This is a genomic window from bacterium, from assembly GCA_024228115.1.
Taxonomy (GTDB): domain Bacteria; phylum Myxococcota_A; class UBA9160; order UBA9160; family UBA6930.
In genome coordinates, this window is sequence record JAAETT010000550.1 from 1 (window position 1) to 16,035 (window position 16,035).

20 protein-coding genes are annotated in these 16,035 nt (G+C 65.3%); all 20 read left to right on the forward strand.

Features of this window, described 5'->3' with window-relative positions:
- The coding region (locus GY937_22795; GenBank protein ID MCP5059542.1) for a hypothetical protein at positions 1-520 on the forward strand (520 nt) is incomplete at its 5' end.
- A gap of 9 nt (positions 521-529) precedes the next feature.
- Positions 530-1,165 (forward strand): M15 family metallopeptidase, encoded by a 636-nt coding sequence (locus tag GY937_22800; GenBank protein MCP5059543.1) that lies wholly within the window; start codon positions 530-532, stop codon positions 1,163-1,165.
- 15 nt (positions 1,166-1,180) lie between these two features.
- The gene (locus tag GY937_22805; GenBank protein MCP5059544.1) at positions 1,181-3,526 is read left to right on the forward strand and encodes a hypothetical protein; all 2,346 of its coding nucleotides are present in this window, start codon (positions 1,181-1,183) and stop codon (positions 3,524-3,526) included.
- Positions 3,523-3,786 (forward strand): hypothetical protein, encoded by a 264-nt coding sequence (locus tag GY937_22810; GenBank protein ID MCP5059545.1) that lies wholly within the window; start codon positions 3,523-3,525, stop codon positions 3,784-3,786. The genes GY937_22805 and GY937_22810 overlap by 4 nt, the downstream gene beginning before the upstream one ends.
- 464 nt (positions 3,787-4,250) lie before the next feature.
- Entirely contained in the window at positions 4,251-5,369 is a 1,119-nt protein-coding gene (locus tag GY937_22815; GenBank protein MCP5059546.1) for a hypothetical protein, read from the forward strand.
- A 24-nt stretch (positions 5,370-5,393) separates the two neighbouring features.
- Entirely contained in the window at positions 5,394-5,780 is a 387-nt protein-coding gene (locus GY937_22820) for a DUF2190 family protein (GenBank protein MCP5059547.1), read from the forward strand.
- Positions 5,781-5,813: 33 nt separating this feature from the next.
- Entirely contained in the window at positions 5,814-6,812 is a 999-nt protein-coding gene (locus GY937_22825; GenBank protein ID MCP5059548.1) for a hypothetical protein, read from the forward strand.
- Positions 6,813-6,836: 24 nt separating this feature from the next.
- Entirely contained in the window at positions 6,837-7,034 is a 198-nt protein-coding gene (locus GY937_22830; protein MCP5059549.1) for a hypothetical protein, read from the forward strand.
- Positions 7,021-7,926 (forward strand): hypothetical protein, encoded by a 906-nt coding sequence (locus GY937_22835; protein ID MCP5059550.1) that lies wholly within the window; start codon positions 7,021-7,023, stop codon positions 7,924-7,926. Before GY937_22830 ends, GY937_22835 begins: the two co-directional genes overlap by 14 nt.
- A gap of 29 nt (positions 7,927-7,955) precedes the next feature.
- The gene (locus GY937_22840; protein ID MCP5059551.1) at positions 7,956-8,189 is read left to right on the forward strand and encodes a hypothetical protein; all 234 of its coding nucleotides are present in this window, start codon (positions 7,956-7,958) and stop codon (positions 8,187-8,189) included.
- Complete coding sequence (locus tag GY937_22845; protein MCP5059552.1) at positions 8,189-8,404, forward strand: hypothetical protein; 216 nt, start codon at positions 8,189-8,191, stop codon at positions 8,402-8,404. The genes GY937_22840 and GY937_22845 overlap by 1 nt, the downstream gene beginning before the upstream one ends.
- A 2-nt stretch (positions 8,405-8,406) precedes the next feature.
- On the forward strand, positions 8,407-8,886 hold the full coding sequence (locus GY937_22850) for a hypothetical protein (protein MCP5059553.1): 480 nt from the start codon (positions 8,407-8,409) through the stop codon (positions 8,884-8,886).
- A 69-nt stretch (positions 8,887-8,955) separates the two neighbouring features.
- Positions 8,956-9,393 (forward strand): hypothetical protein, encoded by a 438-nt coding sequence (locus GY937_22855; protein MCP5059554.1) that lies wholly within the window; start codon positions 8,956-8,958, stop codon positions 9,391-9,393.
- Between the two features lie 11 nt (positions 9,394-9,404).
- A complete protein-coding gene (locus GY937_22860; protein ID MCP5059555.1) occupies positions 9,405-9,884 on the forward strand; it encodes a hypothetical protein in 480 nt (159 codons plus the stop codon).
- Positions 9,884-10,177 carry a hypothetical protein gene (locus GY937_22865; GenBank protein ID MCP5059556.1) on the forward strand — a complete coding sequence of 98 codons (294 nt, stop codon included), beginning with the start codon at positions 9,884-9,886 and terminating at the stop codon, positions 10,175-10,177. Before GY937_22860 ends, GY937_22865 begins: the two co-directional genes overlap by 1 nt.
- Before the next feature lies 1 nt (position 10,178).
- A complete protein-coding gene (locus tag GY937_22870; GenBank protein MCP5059557.1) occupies positions 10,179-10,661 on the forward strand; it encodes a hypothetical protein in 483 nt (160 codons plus the stop codon).
- Between the two features lie 12 nt (positions 10,662-10,673).
- A complete protein-coding gene (locus GY937_22875) occupies positions 10,674-11,321 on the forward strand; it encodes a hypothetical protein (GenBank protein MCP5059558.1) in 648 nt (215 codons plus the stop codon).
- Positions 11,322-11,342: 21 nt separating this feature from the next.
- On the forward strand, positions 11,343-11,750 hold the full coding sequence (locus tag GY937_22880; GenBank protein MCP5059559.1) for a hypothetical protein: 408 nt from the start codon (positions 11,343-11,345) through the stop codon (positions 11,748-11,750).
- Between the two features lie 170 nt (positions 11,751-11,920).
- Positions 11,921-14,737 (forward strand): hypothetical protein, encoded by a 2,817-nt coding sequence (locus GY937_22885; protein ID MCP5059560.1) that lies wholly within the window; start codon positions 11,921-11,923, stop codon positions 14,735-14,737.
- Positions 14,737-16,032, forward strand: coding sequence for a hypothetical protein (locus GY937_22890; GenBank protein MCP5059561.1), 1,296 nt, complete (start codon positions 14,737-14,739; stop codon positions 16,030-16,032). Before GY937_22885 ends, GY937_22890 begins: the two co-directional genes overlap by 1 nt.
- The last annotated feature ends 3 nt before the right edge of the window (positions 16,033-16,035 follow it).

The following is a 16,035-nucleotide window of genomic DNA, read 5'->3' on the forward strand; positions in this document are numbered from 1 at the left end:
GGCGGAACGCTCCGCCCTCATCCAGGACGTGATCCGAGAGATGGGCGAACGGCTCGCGACCCCGGTCGGCGAGCGGCAGGTCACGCCGAAGGGGCTCCCGGTGATTGAGCCATACGAGGTCGCGATCACCTACCGTGGGGACTGCGAACGCCAGAACCGCACGGCGAGCGTGATGATCCGCTTCGGGAAGGAGGTCTCCGGCTTCCTTCTCGGGTTCCGCAAGCTACAGATTCAGTGGGGCGAAGGCGGGGCGGTGCGTCTCCGTGGCCTCACGCACACGGAGCAGGATCCATCGAATGCCCCGCGCCATGCCGTGCCTCAGAAGATCCGGGGACGCATGGTCACGATCGAGGGATACAGGAAGTGGGTCGCGTTGGTGAGGGCCCACGGATGGGCCTCGGGCGAAACGCGCATCTACTACCCGACGCGCGCGGGCGAGTTCATCGCCCTCACGGACATCCAGGCGTTCCAGGAGCGTGCTGGCGAGTCCCCAGATCCGCAGATGACCATTCACGTGTAGGAGAGGGCAATGGCTAGACTTGACACGACCGGCCTACACGACGACATGATCCCGCTCGTGGAGGACTTCCACACCCGTTGTGGGCGCGCGGGGCTTGATCTCCTGGTCTACTGCACACTCAGGACAGGGAGCCAGCAGGCCCGCATCTGGCGCAAGGGGCGGGCCACATCGGACATCGACGGCGAGATCATGCGGGCCCGAGAATACCAGGGGCGCATACTGAGCGGCGCGGTGGAACCGAAGAGCCGGGACATCGCGCTCGCCCGCGCGGCGGAGAAGGGCATACCCGATCTCGCGATGTTCGCCCCGGCGGAAACGGACGCGATCTCCGTGGCTAGGTTCCTCAACTGGTCTCTCGGGTGTATCCTCACCGTAGGACCGCAGAAGGGCGCCACGATACGGACCAACGCGATGCCTGGGCGCTCGTCGCATCAATACGGTGTCGCGGTCGACGCGATCGTCCTGGACGACGGTAAGGCGCTCTGGGATGAGCCTGACGTGATACAGGAGATGGGCGAGCACGGCGAGGCAGCGGGACTCGAATGGGCGGGACGGTGGACGACGTTCCGAGAGCGGGTCCACTTCCAACTGCCCGAATGGCAGGCGAGGATGAGGGAGCAGATTCCGGCGGGCGCTCCCAGATAGTCGAGAGGGGACGGCATGAGCATCCGGGAGTTCGTCGGCCACATGGCGGGGCGTATCGCGGTGGCAATGGCAGCGGATCCACCGGCCCTCGGGCCAACGCTCGGGACCATCGGGGGAACCGGGACGAACCACTACGCCGGTCTAATCACCGAGGAATACAAGACACAACTCCTGGGCGCGGAGAAGTGGGCCGTATACGAGCGGATGGGCTCCGACGGCCAGGTGACGGCGGTCTCCGAAGTCGTGAACCTCCCCGCGCGCTCCGCTGAGTGGTTCGTCGACCCGGCGAAGGACATCACGGACGGCGACGGGAACACGTCATCGAGCCCGCAGGCCACGATGGTCGCGCAGTTCATCGAACAAGCCATGTGGACGATGCCCTGCACCGACTGGACCCAGTTCATCGGAGAGGCGATTGAGGGACATCAGACCGGGGTGGCGCTGTTCGAGCAGTCCTGGATACGTCGGGACGGGCGCATCGTGTGGGAAGAGTTTGGAACACGGCTCCCGCGAACCGTGGACAAGTGGCTCACGGACGACAAGGGGCGTTTCGCGGGCATCAATCAGGTGATCTACGGGGACCGCTCGATCGACGTGGAGATTCCGGCCGAGAAGATGATCCGCCTGACGTTCGGGCAGAAGGGGTCGAACTTCGAGGGCCGTGGGTGGCTCCGGGCCGCCTACAAACATCACTGGTTCGTGGAGTTGTTCGAGAAGGTGTTCGCCATCGCGGCGGAACGCACGGGCGGGGGCATCCCCGTGCTGAATCTGCCCGAGGGCGCGAACACATCCGCGAATCGAGATGAAGCCGCGAAGCTCCTGAAGGCATGGCGCGTCGGTCAGGAAGTGGGGCCCGTTCTCCCGCATGGCTTCGCGTTGACCATCACGGACATCAAGCTGCCCGCCACGTTGCTCCTGTCGATAGACCACCACAACGCGATGATGGCGCGCGCCGCGCTCGCGGGGTTCCTGAACCTTGGGAAGCGCGGCGAAGGCTCTTACGCGCTCAGTAAGTCCGGTCAAGACCTGTTCCTCATGGCTCTTGAGGCGGGTGTCGAGCTCATCCGGGACGGCGTGCAGAAGCAGGCTATCAAGCCGCTCGTGGGGTGGAACTTCGGCCCCGGGGCCCCGATGCCTCTACTGCGCTACCGGATCAACCGCGCGGACGCCATCGAGCAGATAGAGGCCCTGGAGAAGGCGACGCGCGCCCGCGTCATCATCCCAGACGACAACATCGAGAAGGTGATCCGTGACGGGATGGATCTCCCTGAGATCGACTTCGACGCGAACCGGCGCGAGTCCATCACCGTCCAGTCCCCGCCCGATGACGACCCGGACGGGGCCTCCGAAACGCGACGATGGCCGGGCCAGTCTGTGGATAAGGCCTACAGCCCGGTGTATGTGGTGGACGACGATGGATGGCTCGTGGACGTGTCAGCGCCCACGGTAGCAGGGCGCGCGCGTATTGGGGCCCCGAATCTGGCCCAGGAGTTCACGAACGACCCCACGCGCGATGGCTCGGGCTTCTGGCGTGCGCTCACGCAACGGGAGCGGCAAGTCGGGTTCGCCCAGGTCAACGAAGGGTGGGACAGGTTCGTGGCGGCGCTGGAGTCCACGATCGGGATCGAGACGGACAAGGCCGTGGCGAGTCTCCTGGCCAGGATGAGGCGTGCCATGACTCAGGCGAACGTGTCCGAGCTCTTGGCCGCGGACTTCACGGCCACGTTCGAGTCCGCGCTCCGGTCGGCGTATCGCGAGATCGGCGAGGAAGCGGTCACGTGGGCGAACAAGATCCTGTCCGACGGCGCCGGGCTCCCCACATCGGACCTGACGGCGAAGGAGCGGGCCTGGCTACGCGCCACATGGGACCAACAACTCGCGCGCTGGCGGCAGAACGTGCGGGAAGAGATCACCCGGAAGGTGCGGCGCGACCCGGCGCTCCGGGCGGAGATGGAATCCGGGGCCGTTGGCGTGACCACGATGAACCGCGTCCTGAGCGAGTCCCGCGCGAACTACGAGCGCATCAAGAGCGGGCAACTGAAGGCGACGGCAAAGGTCGCCGTGGGCGAGGGGATCCACGTCGGGTTCAACGCGACCATTCGCGACGATCGCGTCTCCCTCGTGCAACGCTCCGAAGTCCTGGACGCGAACACATGCCGGAACTGCCGCACGCTCGATGGCCACGTGTTCGACAAGGAGACCTGGCCGTCGGTGGCGCCGCCGCACTCGTGCCTCGGTGGTTCCCTGTGTCGCGGCGTCGGCATCCCCATCCTCGCCACTGAGAGTCCACAACCCACCGTCACGCCGGTCGAGTCCCTGCCATCGCTCGAACAGACCCGCATGTCGGAGACTGGGCAATGAGCGATGACTCCCAAACCCAGATGGTTCGGGCGCGCGAGATGATTGAGGCCCTGCCGCCAGAGACGGCGCGCCTGTATACGGCCATTGGGATCATGGCCATGCGGCTCGATGCGCTGGAGGGCATTGCAGGGGTCGCCTTGACGGTGGCGATACAGGCGGATGGAAGGGCCCCAGCGGACGACCCGCTCACATGCAACACGGCACGTCTACGCGAGATGTGCGAAGCCTATAACGCCGCATGGCCAGGGGGTTGGGTATGAGTGAGAAGCTGACAACGCGCCAAGTGGCGAAGGAACTGGAGCGCACGCCCCGACGGGTCAGGCAACTGGCGACTGAGGCGGGGCTCCCGCTCCGTGAGGACTGGACCCCGGAGGGCCCGCGCTTGGTGATCTGCCGGGGCGATCTTGAGGCGTGGAAGCGGGATCACTGGGACCGGAACCCGCGCCGGTGGTATGGTCGCGAGCTCCCTTCCTGACGTTGACGCCAGGGCCGCGTGCCCCATCGCATAGACGCGACTCCTATTCTCCTTGACCGCCGACGCGGCGACTCGTCGGCGGTTCCTTGTTTGCAATTCTTCCCCGTGGAAGAACGCTCCCGCCTGTTGACGCGCCCGATTCTGTGTATCAGTCTCTATGTGATACGAGTGTCTGCGATTGCGTCGTCCACGGACTGCGGTCGCGTGCAGTCGTGGGCGATGCGCTTGCCCACACCTGAAGGATCGCCCATGCCCGCCCCAGACCTACTCATTGCCGGTGGCCGATCCGCAGACCGTATTGACCTGCGCGATGTTCGCGCCGCGCTCCTAGCGGCCGAAGGCGATCCCGACACGTTCGCGGCCGAGGTTCAGATCCTTCGCCCTGGGTCGTTCGACTTCGGGGTATTCCAGTCGAACGTCGTGAAGGTGGATGACGAGTTGATGGCGTCGTTCATCACTGCGTTCAGCGCGGGGGCGCGCGGGAAGAACGCGGACGACTCCCCGGCGGCGCTCCCGGTGGACATCGACCACGAGACGCGGGAGGCCGTGGGATGGATCGACGGCCTCGCGGTTGCGGACGGCAATCTCATGGCGTCCGTGACCTGGAACCCGGTCGGCGTGCGGATGCTGAAGGACGACACGTTCCGCCATATGTCCGTCATGTTCTCCGAGGACTACAAGGATCCCGAGGGCAAGAAGTGGGGCCCAACGCTCTGGGGCGCGGCGGTCACGAACTACCCGAGAATCAAGGACATGGAGGCGGTCAAGCTGGCCGCGAAGCTCGTGGGCGATCCGCCCGCTAACGAACCCACGAAGGGGGATGACATGGACCCGAAGCTCATCGCGACGGCTCTGGGACTCCCGGAGACGGCCACGGATGATGAGATCCTGGCGGCTGCCACGGAGCGAGCCCCGGAGACCACGAACGACGAACACACGGCTGCCCTCGCAGAGATCACCGGGCTCAAGGCGAGCGTGACGGCCCTGGAGACCCGTGCGACGACTGCGGAGACGCGAGCGGCCAAGGTCGAGGCCGAGGCGTGCATCGCCGGTCACAAGGAAGCGGGTCGCCTGACGGATGGCCATCTCGTGGACGCCGAAGGGAATCCGAACGCGCTGGCGTCCCTTGCGGAGACGGATCTCGTGGCCTTTGACACGGCCGTGAGTCAGTTCCCCGTGGTGGTCGAGTTCGGGACGCGCGGGACCGCGGCCGGATCGAATGCCGGGACGCCGCAGGCGAAGTTTGAGGCGGCCATCGACGATGCGGTCAAGGCCGGGGCAGCGGACTACAACGCGGCGGTCGCAGTCGTGCAGGCGACGAAGCCGGAACTCGTGGCGGCGGTCTACACGGCCCCGGCGCGCGTGTAACAACGGACAAGGGAAGGGGCCAACATGCGAGAGCGCATTGCCAACAGCATCGACCACTGCACGGCGGAGAATGACCTGTCCGCCAAGCAGCATTATCTCGTGGAACTGTCGGACGCGAACCAGGTTGACGTGTGCGATGGCGCGGGGGACACCCCCCTCGGGTTCCTCGTCGACCCGGGGTCTGCGGCGGGTGACGCCGTTCGCGTGAGCGGGGTCGGTTCGATCGTCATCGGTATAGCGGGCGGGGCACTCACTGCTCCGGCCAATGTTGGGACCACGGCGGCCGGGAAGCTGGTCGCGAAGACGGCGGACGAAGCCTGGTATATCGGGATTCTCCTGGATGACGCGGCCGCCGACGGGGACCAGGTGCGCGTCTACCAGACGGGCCCGCTCCAGATCGCATCGGCCTAGGCGCAAAAGCGCAGAAAGAGGGAGGGGTCTACTATGGATCCGCGAATCGAAGCCGGTGGATGGGAAGCGCGGCCGGGTATGACCGTCATGCCGTTGACGGGTTCCGAACCCACCATGAGCCAAGTCCACGTCGACAAGGCGCTCCAGAACATGACGGTGGCGTCCATTGGCCAGGCGTATCCGGCCCTGGGGTTGTTCGGTGAGGTGCCGGTCGTTCACGAGAGCGACAAGTATCACACCTACGACCTAGGCGACACGCGCCGAGCCGAAGAGGACGAGATCGCCGTCGGTGGTGAGGCGCAGGAGATCGCCTATGGCATCAGCCAGGGAACCTACACCCTGGATGAGCGCGGTCTCAAGATCGTGATCGCGGATCGCATAACCAGGAACGCCGACAGCCCGCTGAATCCGCTCGCGGACGGCGCGCGGATCGTGGCGAATCAGTTGACGCTCTCGCGTGCGAAGGCGATCAGCGACTATGCCACCACGACGGGGAACTACACGAACTCTGAGACGTTGGCGGGCGCGGACCAGTGGAGCGACCAGAACTCCAGTCCGCTGGACGCCATCCGTCAGAAGGCGGCCCAGATCGAACTCGACATGGGCCGCTGGCCCGAAGTGTTCGCCATGGGGCGCACGACCTGGCTCGATCTCCTGAAACATCAGGACATCGCGGACGTGATCGCGTCCACGAGCGACAAGAACCCGCAGGCCATGATGCAGGCGTTCGCCGCTCAGATCATGGTCAACGAGGTCATCGTCCTCACCGAGTCCTACACGTCATCGAACCGTGGACAGACGGACGCGTTCACGCGCGTGTGGGCGGACGACGCGGCCCTTCTGTTGAAGGATCCCGCGCCGACCACCATGTCCATCCAGTTCGGGTCGTGGATGATCCAGCGTGGTCGCAAGTTCGCCGTCCGCCGCTGGCGTTCGGAAGAACGCGAGGCGTGGGTCGTGGAGGTTCGCATCACCGACGGCATAGAGCAGATCTCGGCGCTCGCCGGGTATCTCTGGAAGGACACGAACTAAGTGTCCGCCTGAAGGGAGCCCCGGATGCAGACAGCAGTTGACACGCTCATGGTGAGGAAGCCGCTGCGATTCGGCGGGAAGGCCTACAAGCGCGGTCAGCGGTTCTCCGCCGATATGGAGAACCCCGTTACCGCGCGGAAGGTCCACGGCCTGAAGCGGCGCGGCTATCTCGACATCTGGACGCGCGAGCGTCGGAAGGAGGACGCCAGTGTCACGGGATAGAATCCAACGCCCGACGGAGTTCGTTGAGGGGATCTACCTGGCGCACGCGACCACGACCCTCACCGGCGCGGCCACGCTCACGGTCTCGAGCCCGATGATCCAGTATCTCGACCCCGGGGGCGCAGACCGCAACGTGACGCTCCCGGCCCTGGCGGCGAGTGACGGGCTGGAGTTCCACATCCACAACGCGGCGAATGGCCTGGAAAACCTCCAGGTCAAGAACGCGGGCGCCACGAACATCGTGAAGATCGGGCCGAACCAGTCGGCGCGTCTCACGTGCGATGGGAGCTCGTGGAAGTTCACCCTTAGCGCCTTCGCCGTGGCCATCCGAGCGGCCTCGCTCACCGGCGAGGAAACGCTCACGCTGGTGGCGGGACAGGTTCACCACCTGGACCCAGGCGGCGCGGATCGCGATGTGCTGCTCCCGACCGAGGCGAGCGCCATCGGCGTCCCCATCACGATCAAGAACACGGCCGACGCCGACGAGAAGCTGACCGTCAAGGAGGATACGGACACGACGGCCCAGGCCATTCTAGGCGCGGGTCAGACGGGTGTGTTCACTTCCGACGGGACGGCCTGGCATGTCGGGTTCCCAGGGGATACCACGGGCGCAGTCAACATCGAGACGCTCGGGGCGACCCATGTCCTGACGGCTACGTCGCCGAAGTTCCAAACGCTGGACCCAGGTGGCGGGGCCCGTGACGTGACGCTCCCGGTCGCGGCGATTGCCCTAACCGCGCTGGAGTTCCGTATCGCCAACGCGGCGGATGCTGCCGAGGCGCTGACGGTGAAGGATGGAGTCTCTACCATCGCGGTGATCGACCAGGACGAGATCGGCGTATTCTGGTGCGACGGCGCGACCTGGCAAGGCGGTTCGATGCCCGAGGCGTAGTCACTAACGCAGGCACGACGGGGTAAACCATGAATCATACGGAGTCCGAGCGCATCGAAGGGTCGCTCCAGACGCTTCTGACGAATGTGGCGACCCTCACGGAGCGCGTGGAGCACGCCCTCCAGACGATCTCAGACCTAGAGGCGCGGACCCGGGTTCTGGAGTTCGGGCGGGCGAAGCTCATCGGCACTCTCGTTGTTCTCCAACTCGTCATCATCCCCGTGGCCGTTGGTCTCGGGGTCAAGTTCCTGGGGGCGAAGTGATGGCGACCCCGGTCCCGGTTGTGCTCGAAGCTGACGACGCGGCATGGCTCCGGTCCATGGTGGACAATTCCGCCTGGCCAGGGGCCGCGTCGGAGATCATCACGCGGATCAGGATGGCGCTCGCTCACGCGCTTGAGACTGAGGACGAGGACGAGCTCGGCCACGGGTTCACTCCCCAGGAGAAGATCGGCGCGGCCGAGTTCGGGGAGCTCTAAGCATGGCGTATTGCGTGCTTGCGGACGTGCTGGAGATGTTCCCGGAGATCACGTCCCTTGACACGGACGCCGAGGGGATCACGGACGCGCGCGTTACGTCGAACCTCATCCCCGAGGCCGACGCGCGAATTAACGCCGTCCTACGAGCCGCAGACTACGGCACGATCCCGATCGTTGACACCGACGACACCCCGCTCATGCGGGCAATCTCTAAGCGCCTGGTCGCGGCGGAAGTCCACGACATCATCTATGAGACTCATGCTGAGATTGCCCGGGGACCGAACGAGTCCGCGAGCCCGGCATCACGGTGGCGCGCGGAGGCCATGGCGGACCTGGCGGCCATCGCGAAGGGCGAGAAGCTACTCGACACAGCCCGGAACGACGTGATGGACATCGGCGTGCTGGATGACTATCAGGAACTCACGACCACCGAGTCCGAGGCCGAGATGGACCCGTCGTTCAAACGAGCGGACCCGTGGTAAATGCCGAGATACGTCAACATCTCGATGGACTTCGGAGACGGTGAGCGGATGGATCGCATATTCCCGCTCATGGAGTCTACCATCCGGGATCTGCGCCCTGTGTGGGAGCGCGTGGCGGACGAGCTCGGCCCGGTGATCGACCGGGAAGCATTCGAGCACGAGGGGCCGGGATGGCCTCAACTCGCGGAACTCACGGTCGAGCAACGGCAGGGGCGGATCGAGCGCGGCGAGATACTGGTCGGGCCGCGGCATCCGATCCTGCAACAGACGGGCGTGATGCGTGAGTCGTTGGTCCATCGGAACGCGCGGGGCCACGTGGAGAGTTTCGAGGCTGACCGGATGAGCTACGGGACTGAGATCCCGTATGCCATCGCTCATCAGGAGGGGATCGGCGTGCCGCAGCGGAAGATACTCCAGGCGGAGCAACTGGCGCCGGTAGTGTCGCGAGTATTCGAGGACCAGATCCCGATCTGGGTCCGGCGGGCGATCTCACGAGGTAGGCGATAATGGCGTCCACCGTGATCCTAGAAGCAGCGGCCAGCGCGGCGCAATACACGGACGAGACCCGTGCGGCTATCAAGACGACGCTTGAGGACAACATCGCCGTGCTGTTGGCCGGGGACGCGGGGGAAGCGGTCACGAACATCCACGTCGGGACGCGGCGCAAGGACGCGCTCTACCCCTCGGTCTACATCGCGCACATCGGGACGGACGACGACGACCACGAACTCGGGAGCGTGAGGGAACTTCGGCAGCGGTTCCGTCTCTACGTCTACCATCGCGGCGGGAAGAACGACGGGACGCTCGAAGCCGAGGTAGCGGACCTGGCGGACAGGATCAAGGAAGTCCTGCACAACAACCGGGACCGGCAGGGCGATGGTCTCTGGTATTGGCTCCTTTGCGGGCGCATGGTCACGGGCCCCGCGCCCTCTGACAAGGCGGCGACGAAGATATGGGCCGCGCACATCGACGTGCTGGTTCTTCGGAGTGTGAGCTAATGGAATCCCTCGCAGCATTGCGGGACATTCGTCGGGACCAGGAGATCGCGCTTGCGGACTCCCAGGGTCTCGACATCACCAACATCACGGGCTGGGGCGCGGGGAAGATTGACCCGATCGAGGTGGATCTCCTGGCGTGTTCGACTGACTACGCGGAGAGCGTGGATAGTCTCCGGGTAGCACTCGGGGCCCTGTCCTCATCCGAGTTGTCCGACTGGTTCGACAAGATAGGCTGGGAGCCCGTTGGGGCGAACATGCGCGAACGCCTAGCCGACTACCTACGGAGGGGATGACATGGCCCACTATACCCAGATAACGGCGGCGGTCAGCCTGTTGGCTCCAAGCGGAGATCTAACGGCTCCGACGGCCGCGACCTTGGCAACCCCGACCACGCAGGAGGCCACGTTTGACCTGCGGATCGCCAAGGAACTCCTAGAGGCGACGGAACTCGGGGACGATTTCCGTCAGTATGCCCAGGGCGTTGGCGAGTGGGACGGGACAATCACGTTCCACTATGATGCCGATGCCGTGGCAACGGGCCAGGACGAGCTCCTGGAGTGTATCCTGAGCGCGGACTTCGGCGGGACGCTCGCAAGCGCGGGCCAGATCCAGGTCAACTTCTGGATCGACGCAGAGGCCGGGGCCGGGGCGAGCAAAGCCTACTATGGCGCGGTGTTCGTCGAGGACTTCAACATCAGCGTCGGCCGGGGCTTGTCCACGATGACCGTTCGGGTTCGTGGCAACGGCACGCCGAAGTATTCCGGGGTGCTACTCTAGGGGGCGATCAGCATGGCTCACTACACGGGGATTACCGGGGCCATCTACGTCCCGACTGGCGTCACGGACTTCGCGGCGGTCACGTTCGCGCAGATCGGGGCCACGGACTTCTACACGGTCCAGCAGGAATCCGTGCGGATCACGCGGGCCTTCACCGACGCGGCGGTCGTTGGGGACTTCTCCCCGGCCGCCGGGTCTGTCGTCAGTCTCCAAAAGCCCATAGGCGTGATTGAGATCAGCGGGGCAGGCGCCACCGTGGCGGTCACGTCATCGAACAGCCGCGTCTACACGATGGCCAAGGTGGGGGGGTTCCACGAGTTCCGTCTCACGACGGCCATGGAGCTCATCGACGTGACGGAGTTTGAGGACGCGTTCGCCCAGTTCGAGAAGTCCGTCATCGGGTGGTCTGCCGTGTGTCAACGCCACTGGCAGGACGAGAACCTCAGTCTGAATGTGGCGGCCACGATGAAGGCGATCGACGATGGCCACTTCCCCGTGGAGTTGTTCATCGCGCGCGGCTCGGGCCTCCGGCAGCGTTACGTCGGGAACGCATACATCGAAGAATACGCGCTCGCGGGCCCGCGGTCCGGTCAGGTGACCGAAGCGACCATCACCATGAGGGGGGATGGTCAACTCTGGTATCGCAACCAGGACAACTAACCGCAGACACAGGGCGACAAAATGGCGATACACGACGACGGCCGCGAGATGCAGAATGCGGCGATCACGCTGGAGATTCCAGGCCTCGGGGTGTGCGACATCCGCGAGTTCACCTGGAATGACATCCTCAAGACACGCCGGATCGTGGAGGCCCAAGGGGTCGACGGCGTGTCGATCGAGATGGCGGACGGGGATGAGGTCGAGCGCGCTACCCTGGACAACATGGTCAGGATGTTCGCCACGGCCACGGTGGCGATTCAGCGCACGCTACCCGCGACGACGTTCGAGACAGTGGCGGACCTGTTCCGTCCCAGGGACGAAGAGGCGATGTCCTTGCTCACGCGGGTGATCGCTATCACGGCCACGGGGCGTGAGCCGTCCCCAACGGCGGAGGAAGCGGGAAACTACCCGCCGGGTCAAGGGGAGTAGCCCCGGACCTGGACCTATGGGGGATCTGCGGGATGTTCCTACACTTCTACGGGTTCAGTCTCCCGCAGTTCCTTGACCTGACGCCAACGCAAACCCGCGCACTTCTGGGCGCCGTCCCCACTTCCTCAGAGTGGTCCCAGAAGTTCGGGGAGTTCCTGGGGACGTAGCCCATGGTCCGCGAGAACCTGGAATTCAACATCGACGGCGACGCGCGTGGATTCACGCGCGCCATGGACCAGGCGGCCCGCGCGTCGCGCGATCTCACCCGCATCCTCACGACACTCTCCCGGGACGGCGGGGAGCGGGCGGAGAAGTCCCTCGACGACGTTGGGGACTCCATGGACGACATGGGCGATGCGGCCCGCCGTTCGTCCAGACAGACCACGACGCTCACCGGCTCCGTTACGAAGCTCGCACTCCAGTTCAACCTGATAGACCGCGCCATCAATGTCGCGTCGCGCGCCCTGGAATCCATGGTCCGTGTCGCGGTCGACGCGCATCGCCAGGGCATAGGGCTCAATCTCGCGTTTCAGACCATGGAGGTCCGTCTCCAGGGCGTTGTCGGGAGCGCGCAGGGCGCTAAGGACGCGCTCTCAGCGTTCCGTGGGATCGCTGCTACCACGGCATTCTCCGTCCAGGACGTGAGCGAGGCCGGGACCACGCTGGCCGCGTTCATGGGCGGCGAGTTCACGAAGAACGTCGAGGGGACGACGAAGGCGGTCGCGGACCTGGCCGCCTTCATGGGCCTCAGTGCGACTGAGGCCGCGGCGGCCATGGGGCGCGCGTTCGCCGGTGGCGCGGGCGCGGCCGACATCCTGCGTGAGCGTGGCGTCCTGAACCTCATCAAGTCGTTCAAGGGGATTGACGATCTCACGAAGCTCACGCTCCCGCAGTTCCGTGAGGCCATGCTCGACACGATGGTCAACACGACGGGGCCGATAGCGGGCGCGACTGACAGAATGTCAGAGACCACGGTCGGCGCGATCTCCAACATGGGGGACGCGTGGCAGAACTTCACGACCGAGCTAACGGCGGAAGCCATGCCCGCCATCGGTGAGTTCGCGCGGGCCGTGACGGATGTGTTCAAGCTCGCGGCCGAAGAGATGACGGGCGAGGAAGGACTCTCGAAGGCGATCGAGCGTCTGGCCCAGGACATCCGCACACACGGTCCAGAGATCGCGAAGGACATCAAGGGCATTGCGGACGCCGTGGCGGCTCTGGGAACGGCGCTCGCTCTGATTCCCGACTTCATCCGAGTCGCCATTGACGTGTCTTCTGGGCAGCAGGGCGGCTCGGTGGCGGAGATCATCGGCCGGGAGATGGCGCTTCGTGCGACCGAGAGTCAGCGCACGAGGGAAGCGGCCATGCCCGCGCGCCTGGCCGCGCTCCAGGCGCAGACGTTCCCCGGCGGGTTCGACGTCGGCGGACGCCCGCCTACGCCTGGCCGCGTTCGGGCGCAACGGGAAGCGGAGCGGATCCGATTCCGATCCGCGCAAGCAGCGGCGGAGGCAGCGGCAACGGTCGAGGAACAGACGGGACGGGCGCGGTTCCTTCCGACGATGCCGAGTCAGCGCGCGCGTGGGGCCGCGATGGGCGGGATTACGGCCCCGCGTTCCCTGCTTCCTCGCACGCCGGACCTGGCGCTCCATGGTCTCAGACAAGCATTGGGGCCGCGCGGGCTCGCGGGCGGAGTGATCCCCGAAGCCGGTGGGCAGGCGCGGGAGACGTTTGGGCCATTCGCCAGGGGCCCGGCAGTAGCAGGCGTGCCGCTCGGGCCTGGCGAGTTCGACCCGCAAGGGAACTTGCTCATCCGGGAGCAGGCACTACGGGCAGAGCACGAGGCCGTTAAGGCGGTTGTGGAGCAGTCGCGCACATTCACGACGCAGATGGGCGCTGTTCAGGGCGCGTTCCGGGGAGTGGCGGAGACGTCGGACGACGCGGCAAAGGCCCAACTTCGGATGATGCGCGCGATTGACGTGGTATCCCAGAATCTCGGGGCGGCGCTCGGGCCCGAGGTAGGGCGCGCGGCATTCAGTTCGTTGGAAGCGGCGCGCATATTCCGCACTGAGGGCGCCACAACGGCGCAGAAGGTGGGCGCGGCCGGGCAAGCGGCTCAGGACGTGGGTGGGACGGTCGGAGGGCGTGAAGGCGAATACGTGGCCGCTGTGGGACGTGTCGCAGGGTCCACGGCCGCAGGCGCGGAAGCCGGTGGGGCGCCCGGAGCGATTGCGGCCGGGGGAATTCAACTCGGGGCAGAACTGATAGCCATCTTCCGACGCGGGAGCGAAGCCGCGAAGAAGATGCAGACGGCGATCGAAGGGTCGTTCGTGCAGATCGGGCAGCGCATCTCGACCCTCGTGGCCCAGGGATTCGAGTCCGGGGCCATCACGATGGCCGTCGACCAGATGGTTCGGGACATCGTGATCCAGACAGGCATTGCGCGGCTCGTGGAGGTGGCGCTGACGGAGCCGTTGAAGGAGCTAGGGGAAGCGGCGAAGGATTCCGACTTCGACGGGATGGCGAGCGCCTTCGAGGACATCAACGCGGCCATTCCCGATCTCACGCGGAACATCAACACACTCGGGGACGTGATCGAAGGCGTGAACGCGCGGAACAAGCAACTCGTGGCGCTCGGAGGCGTGAAGGGTGGCGGCGTCTTGGGTGGTGAGGCAGCAACCCCGGCGGGTCTTACCGTGACGACCATATCCGGCGGGTTCCGTGACGTTCTCCAGCAACTCGGGAACCGGCGGGACAACTTGCTCACCGAGATCAGGGACGAACTGCGCGGAATGCGCGGAGGAATGGGGCTCGAGGCCGGGGACGTGGCCGCGGCTCCTGGTATTGGTGGTGGCGCTAACATCCAGGTCGAGCGCGTGGAGGTGCAACAGGTGGCCGACATGGCGGACCTGGACGCAGTGATCGCGGATCAGTTCGATGTCGGTATGGGTCGGCAGTTCGCGAGAGCGAAGCGCAGGAGGGGGCGCTAATGGCTCGCCTGACGATCTCCGCAGGGACAACGGCCTACAACTACCCGGATGGGTTCGACATCGTTCGGGAGAACACCATAACCCGCACGGAGAGCCAGAATATCGCGGGCCGCATGGGTTCCTATATCCGGTCTCACGGGAACCCCATCGGGGAGAAGTCCCTTACGGTGTTTGGGCGCCTCATTGGCGCGGATGCCAGCGACCTAGACACGAAGACTTACGAGTTCATGCGCGTTCACACCTTCGGGACGGGGATGCAACTCACGGACAATACGCTCTCGCGCCACGCGATCGCGTGGCTCGCAGGGATTCAATACACCGACCGGCGCCACGCGTTTATTCGCGAGGTGACGATCCGCTTCGTCCTTCCTGGTGGCGTCTGGGGAGTGGACGACGCCTTCGTCCCGGCCGTTACCACGGCGGGCATCACATCCACGCAACTCGTCCGCTATGCTCACCCGCTATACGGTGGGAGCGCCCCGGGCCCCGCCCAGTTAGTCCTTACGCCGGGCGCCGGGACATGGCCCGCATCCGGGGATGGTGAGGTGATATGGCGCGGGCGGAACCTTATCGTGAATTCGAGCCTTGAGGAAGGTGTCGGAGCGAAGCCCGATGACTGGGACACGATCGGCGGCGGGAGCAATCCCGACGTGGTAGAGTGGTTCGGGCGCTCGGGACAACGCTGTGTCAAGATCAGCAAGCCTGGCGGGACGAATTACGCCCTATCCCAGGATGTGAATTGCGATGCGTCCACGGAATACACCTATTCGGTGTATGCGGCCCTGCCATCGGGAGCCACGGGGAATCTCACCCTTTTGATTCAGTCCCGCGATAGCGGCGGCGGGTTTCTATCGAACACCACGCAGAACTTTGCCGTCACTGAGTCCTCGTGGACGCGGTTCGAGGTGACGCATACGACCGACGCGAGCGCGGCGCTTCTCCGCTGTATCTTCCGATGTGTGAGCACGGGCGAAGAGGTATACGTCGATGATGTGCAGTTGGAACGGGCCGGAACGGTCGGGGAGTTCATCGACACGAGCCTACCCCGTTACAAGCACATCACGTTCAAACTGGAGAGCCCAGGGCAACTGGCATTCGCCACCACGGACAGCCTCTCGATTGACTGTGTGAGAGCGCGGACCCGTCTCCTACGGTCGGGCTCGTGGCAGGAGAACAACGACGAGGTGAACGGCCACTATTTCGAGCTCGTCCCCGGCCTGAATCACATCGAGTTTACAGAGCCGTCCTCGGGAACCCTGGCCGTCGAGATACGGCACAGGGATCTGTTCCTCTAGGGG

Excerpts from the sequence above, each read along its gene's own strand:
- GY937_22885 (MCP5059560.1), top strand. The coding sequence starts at position 11,921 with ATGGTCCGCGAGAACCTGGAATTCAACATCGACGGCGACGCGCGTGGA.
- GY937_22875 (MCP5059558.1), top strand. The coding sequence starts at position 10,674 with ATGGCTCACTACACGGGGATTACCGGGGCCATCTACGTCCCGACTGGC.
- GY937_22810 (MCP5059545.1), top strand. The coding sequence starts at position 3,523 with ATGAGCGATGACTCCCAAACCCAGATGGTTCGGGCGCGCGAGATGATT.
- GY937_22815 (MCP5059546.1), top strand. The coding sequence starts at position 4,251 with ATGCCCGCCCCAGACCTACTCATTGCCGGTGGCCGATCCGCAGACCGT.
- GY937_22840 (MCP5059551.1), top strand. The coding sequence starts at position 7,956 with ATGAATCATACGGAGTCCGAGCGCATCGAAGGGTCGCTCCAGACGCTT.
- GY937_22805 (MCP5059544.1), top strand. The coding sequence starts at position 1,181 with ATGAGCATCCGGGAGTTCGTCGGCCACATGGCGGGGCGTATCGCGGTG.
- GY937_22890 (MCP5059561.1), top strand. The coding sequence starts at position 14,737 with ATGGCTCGCCTGACGATCTCCGCAGGGACAACGGCCTACAACTACCCG.
- GY937_22820 (MCP5059547.1), top strand. The coding sequence starts at position 5,394 with ATGCGAGAGCGCATTGCCAACAGCATCGACCACTGCACGGCGGAGAAT.
- GY937_22870 (MCP5059557.1), top strand. The coding sequence starts at position 10,179 with ATGGCCCACTATACCCAGATAACGGCGGCGGTCAGCCTGTTGGCTCCA.
- GY937_22865 (MCP5059556.1), top strand. The coding sequence starts at position 9,884 with ATGGAATCCCTCGCAGCATTGCGGGACATTCGTCGGGACCAGGAGATC.
- GY937_22800 (MCP5059543.1), top strand. The coding sequence starts at position 530 with ATGGCTAGACTTGACACGACCGGCCTACACGACGACATGATCCCGCTC.
- GY937_22830 (MCP5059549.1), top strand. The coding sequence starts at position 6,837 with ATGCAGACAGCAGTTGACACGCTCATGGTGAGGAAGCCGCTGCGATTC.
- GY937_22880 (MCP5059559.1), top strand. The coding sequence starts at position 11,343 with ATGGCGATACACGACGACGGCCGCGAGATGCAGAATGCGGCGATCACG.
- GY937_22855 (MCP5059554.1), top strand. The coding sequence starts at position 8,956 with ATGGAGTCTACCATCCGGGATCTGCGCCCTGTGTGGGAGCGCGTGGCG.
- GY937_22825 (MCP5059548.1), top strand. The coding sequence starts at position 5,814 with ATGGATCCGCGAATCGAAGCCGGTGGATGGGAAGCGCGGCCGGGTATG.
- GY937_22845 (MCP5059552.1), top strand. The coding sequence starts at position 8,189 with ATGGCGACCCCGGTCCCGGTTGTGCTCGAAGCTGACGACGCGGCATGG.
- GY937_22850 (MCP5059553.1), top strand. The coding sequence starts at position 8,407 with ATGGCGTATTGCGTGCTTGCGGACGTGCTGGAGATGTTCCCGGAGATC.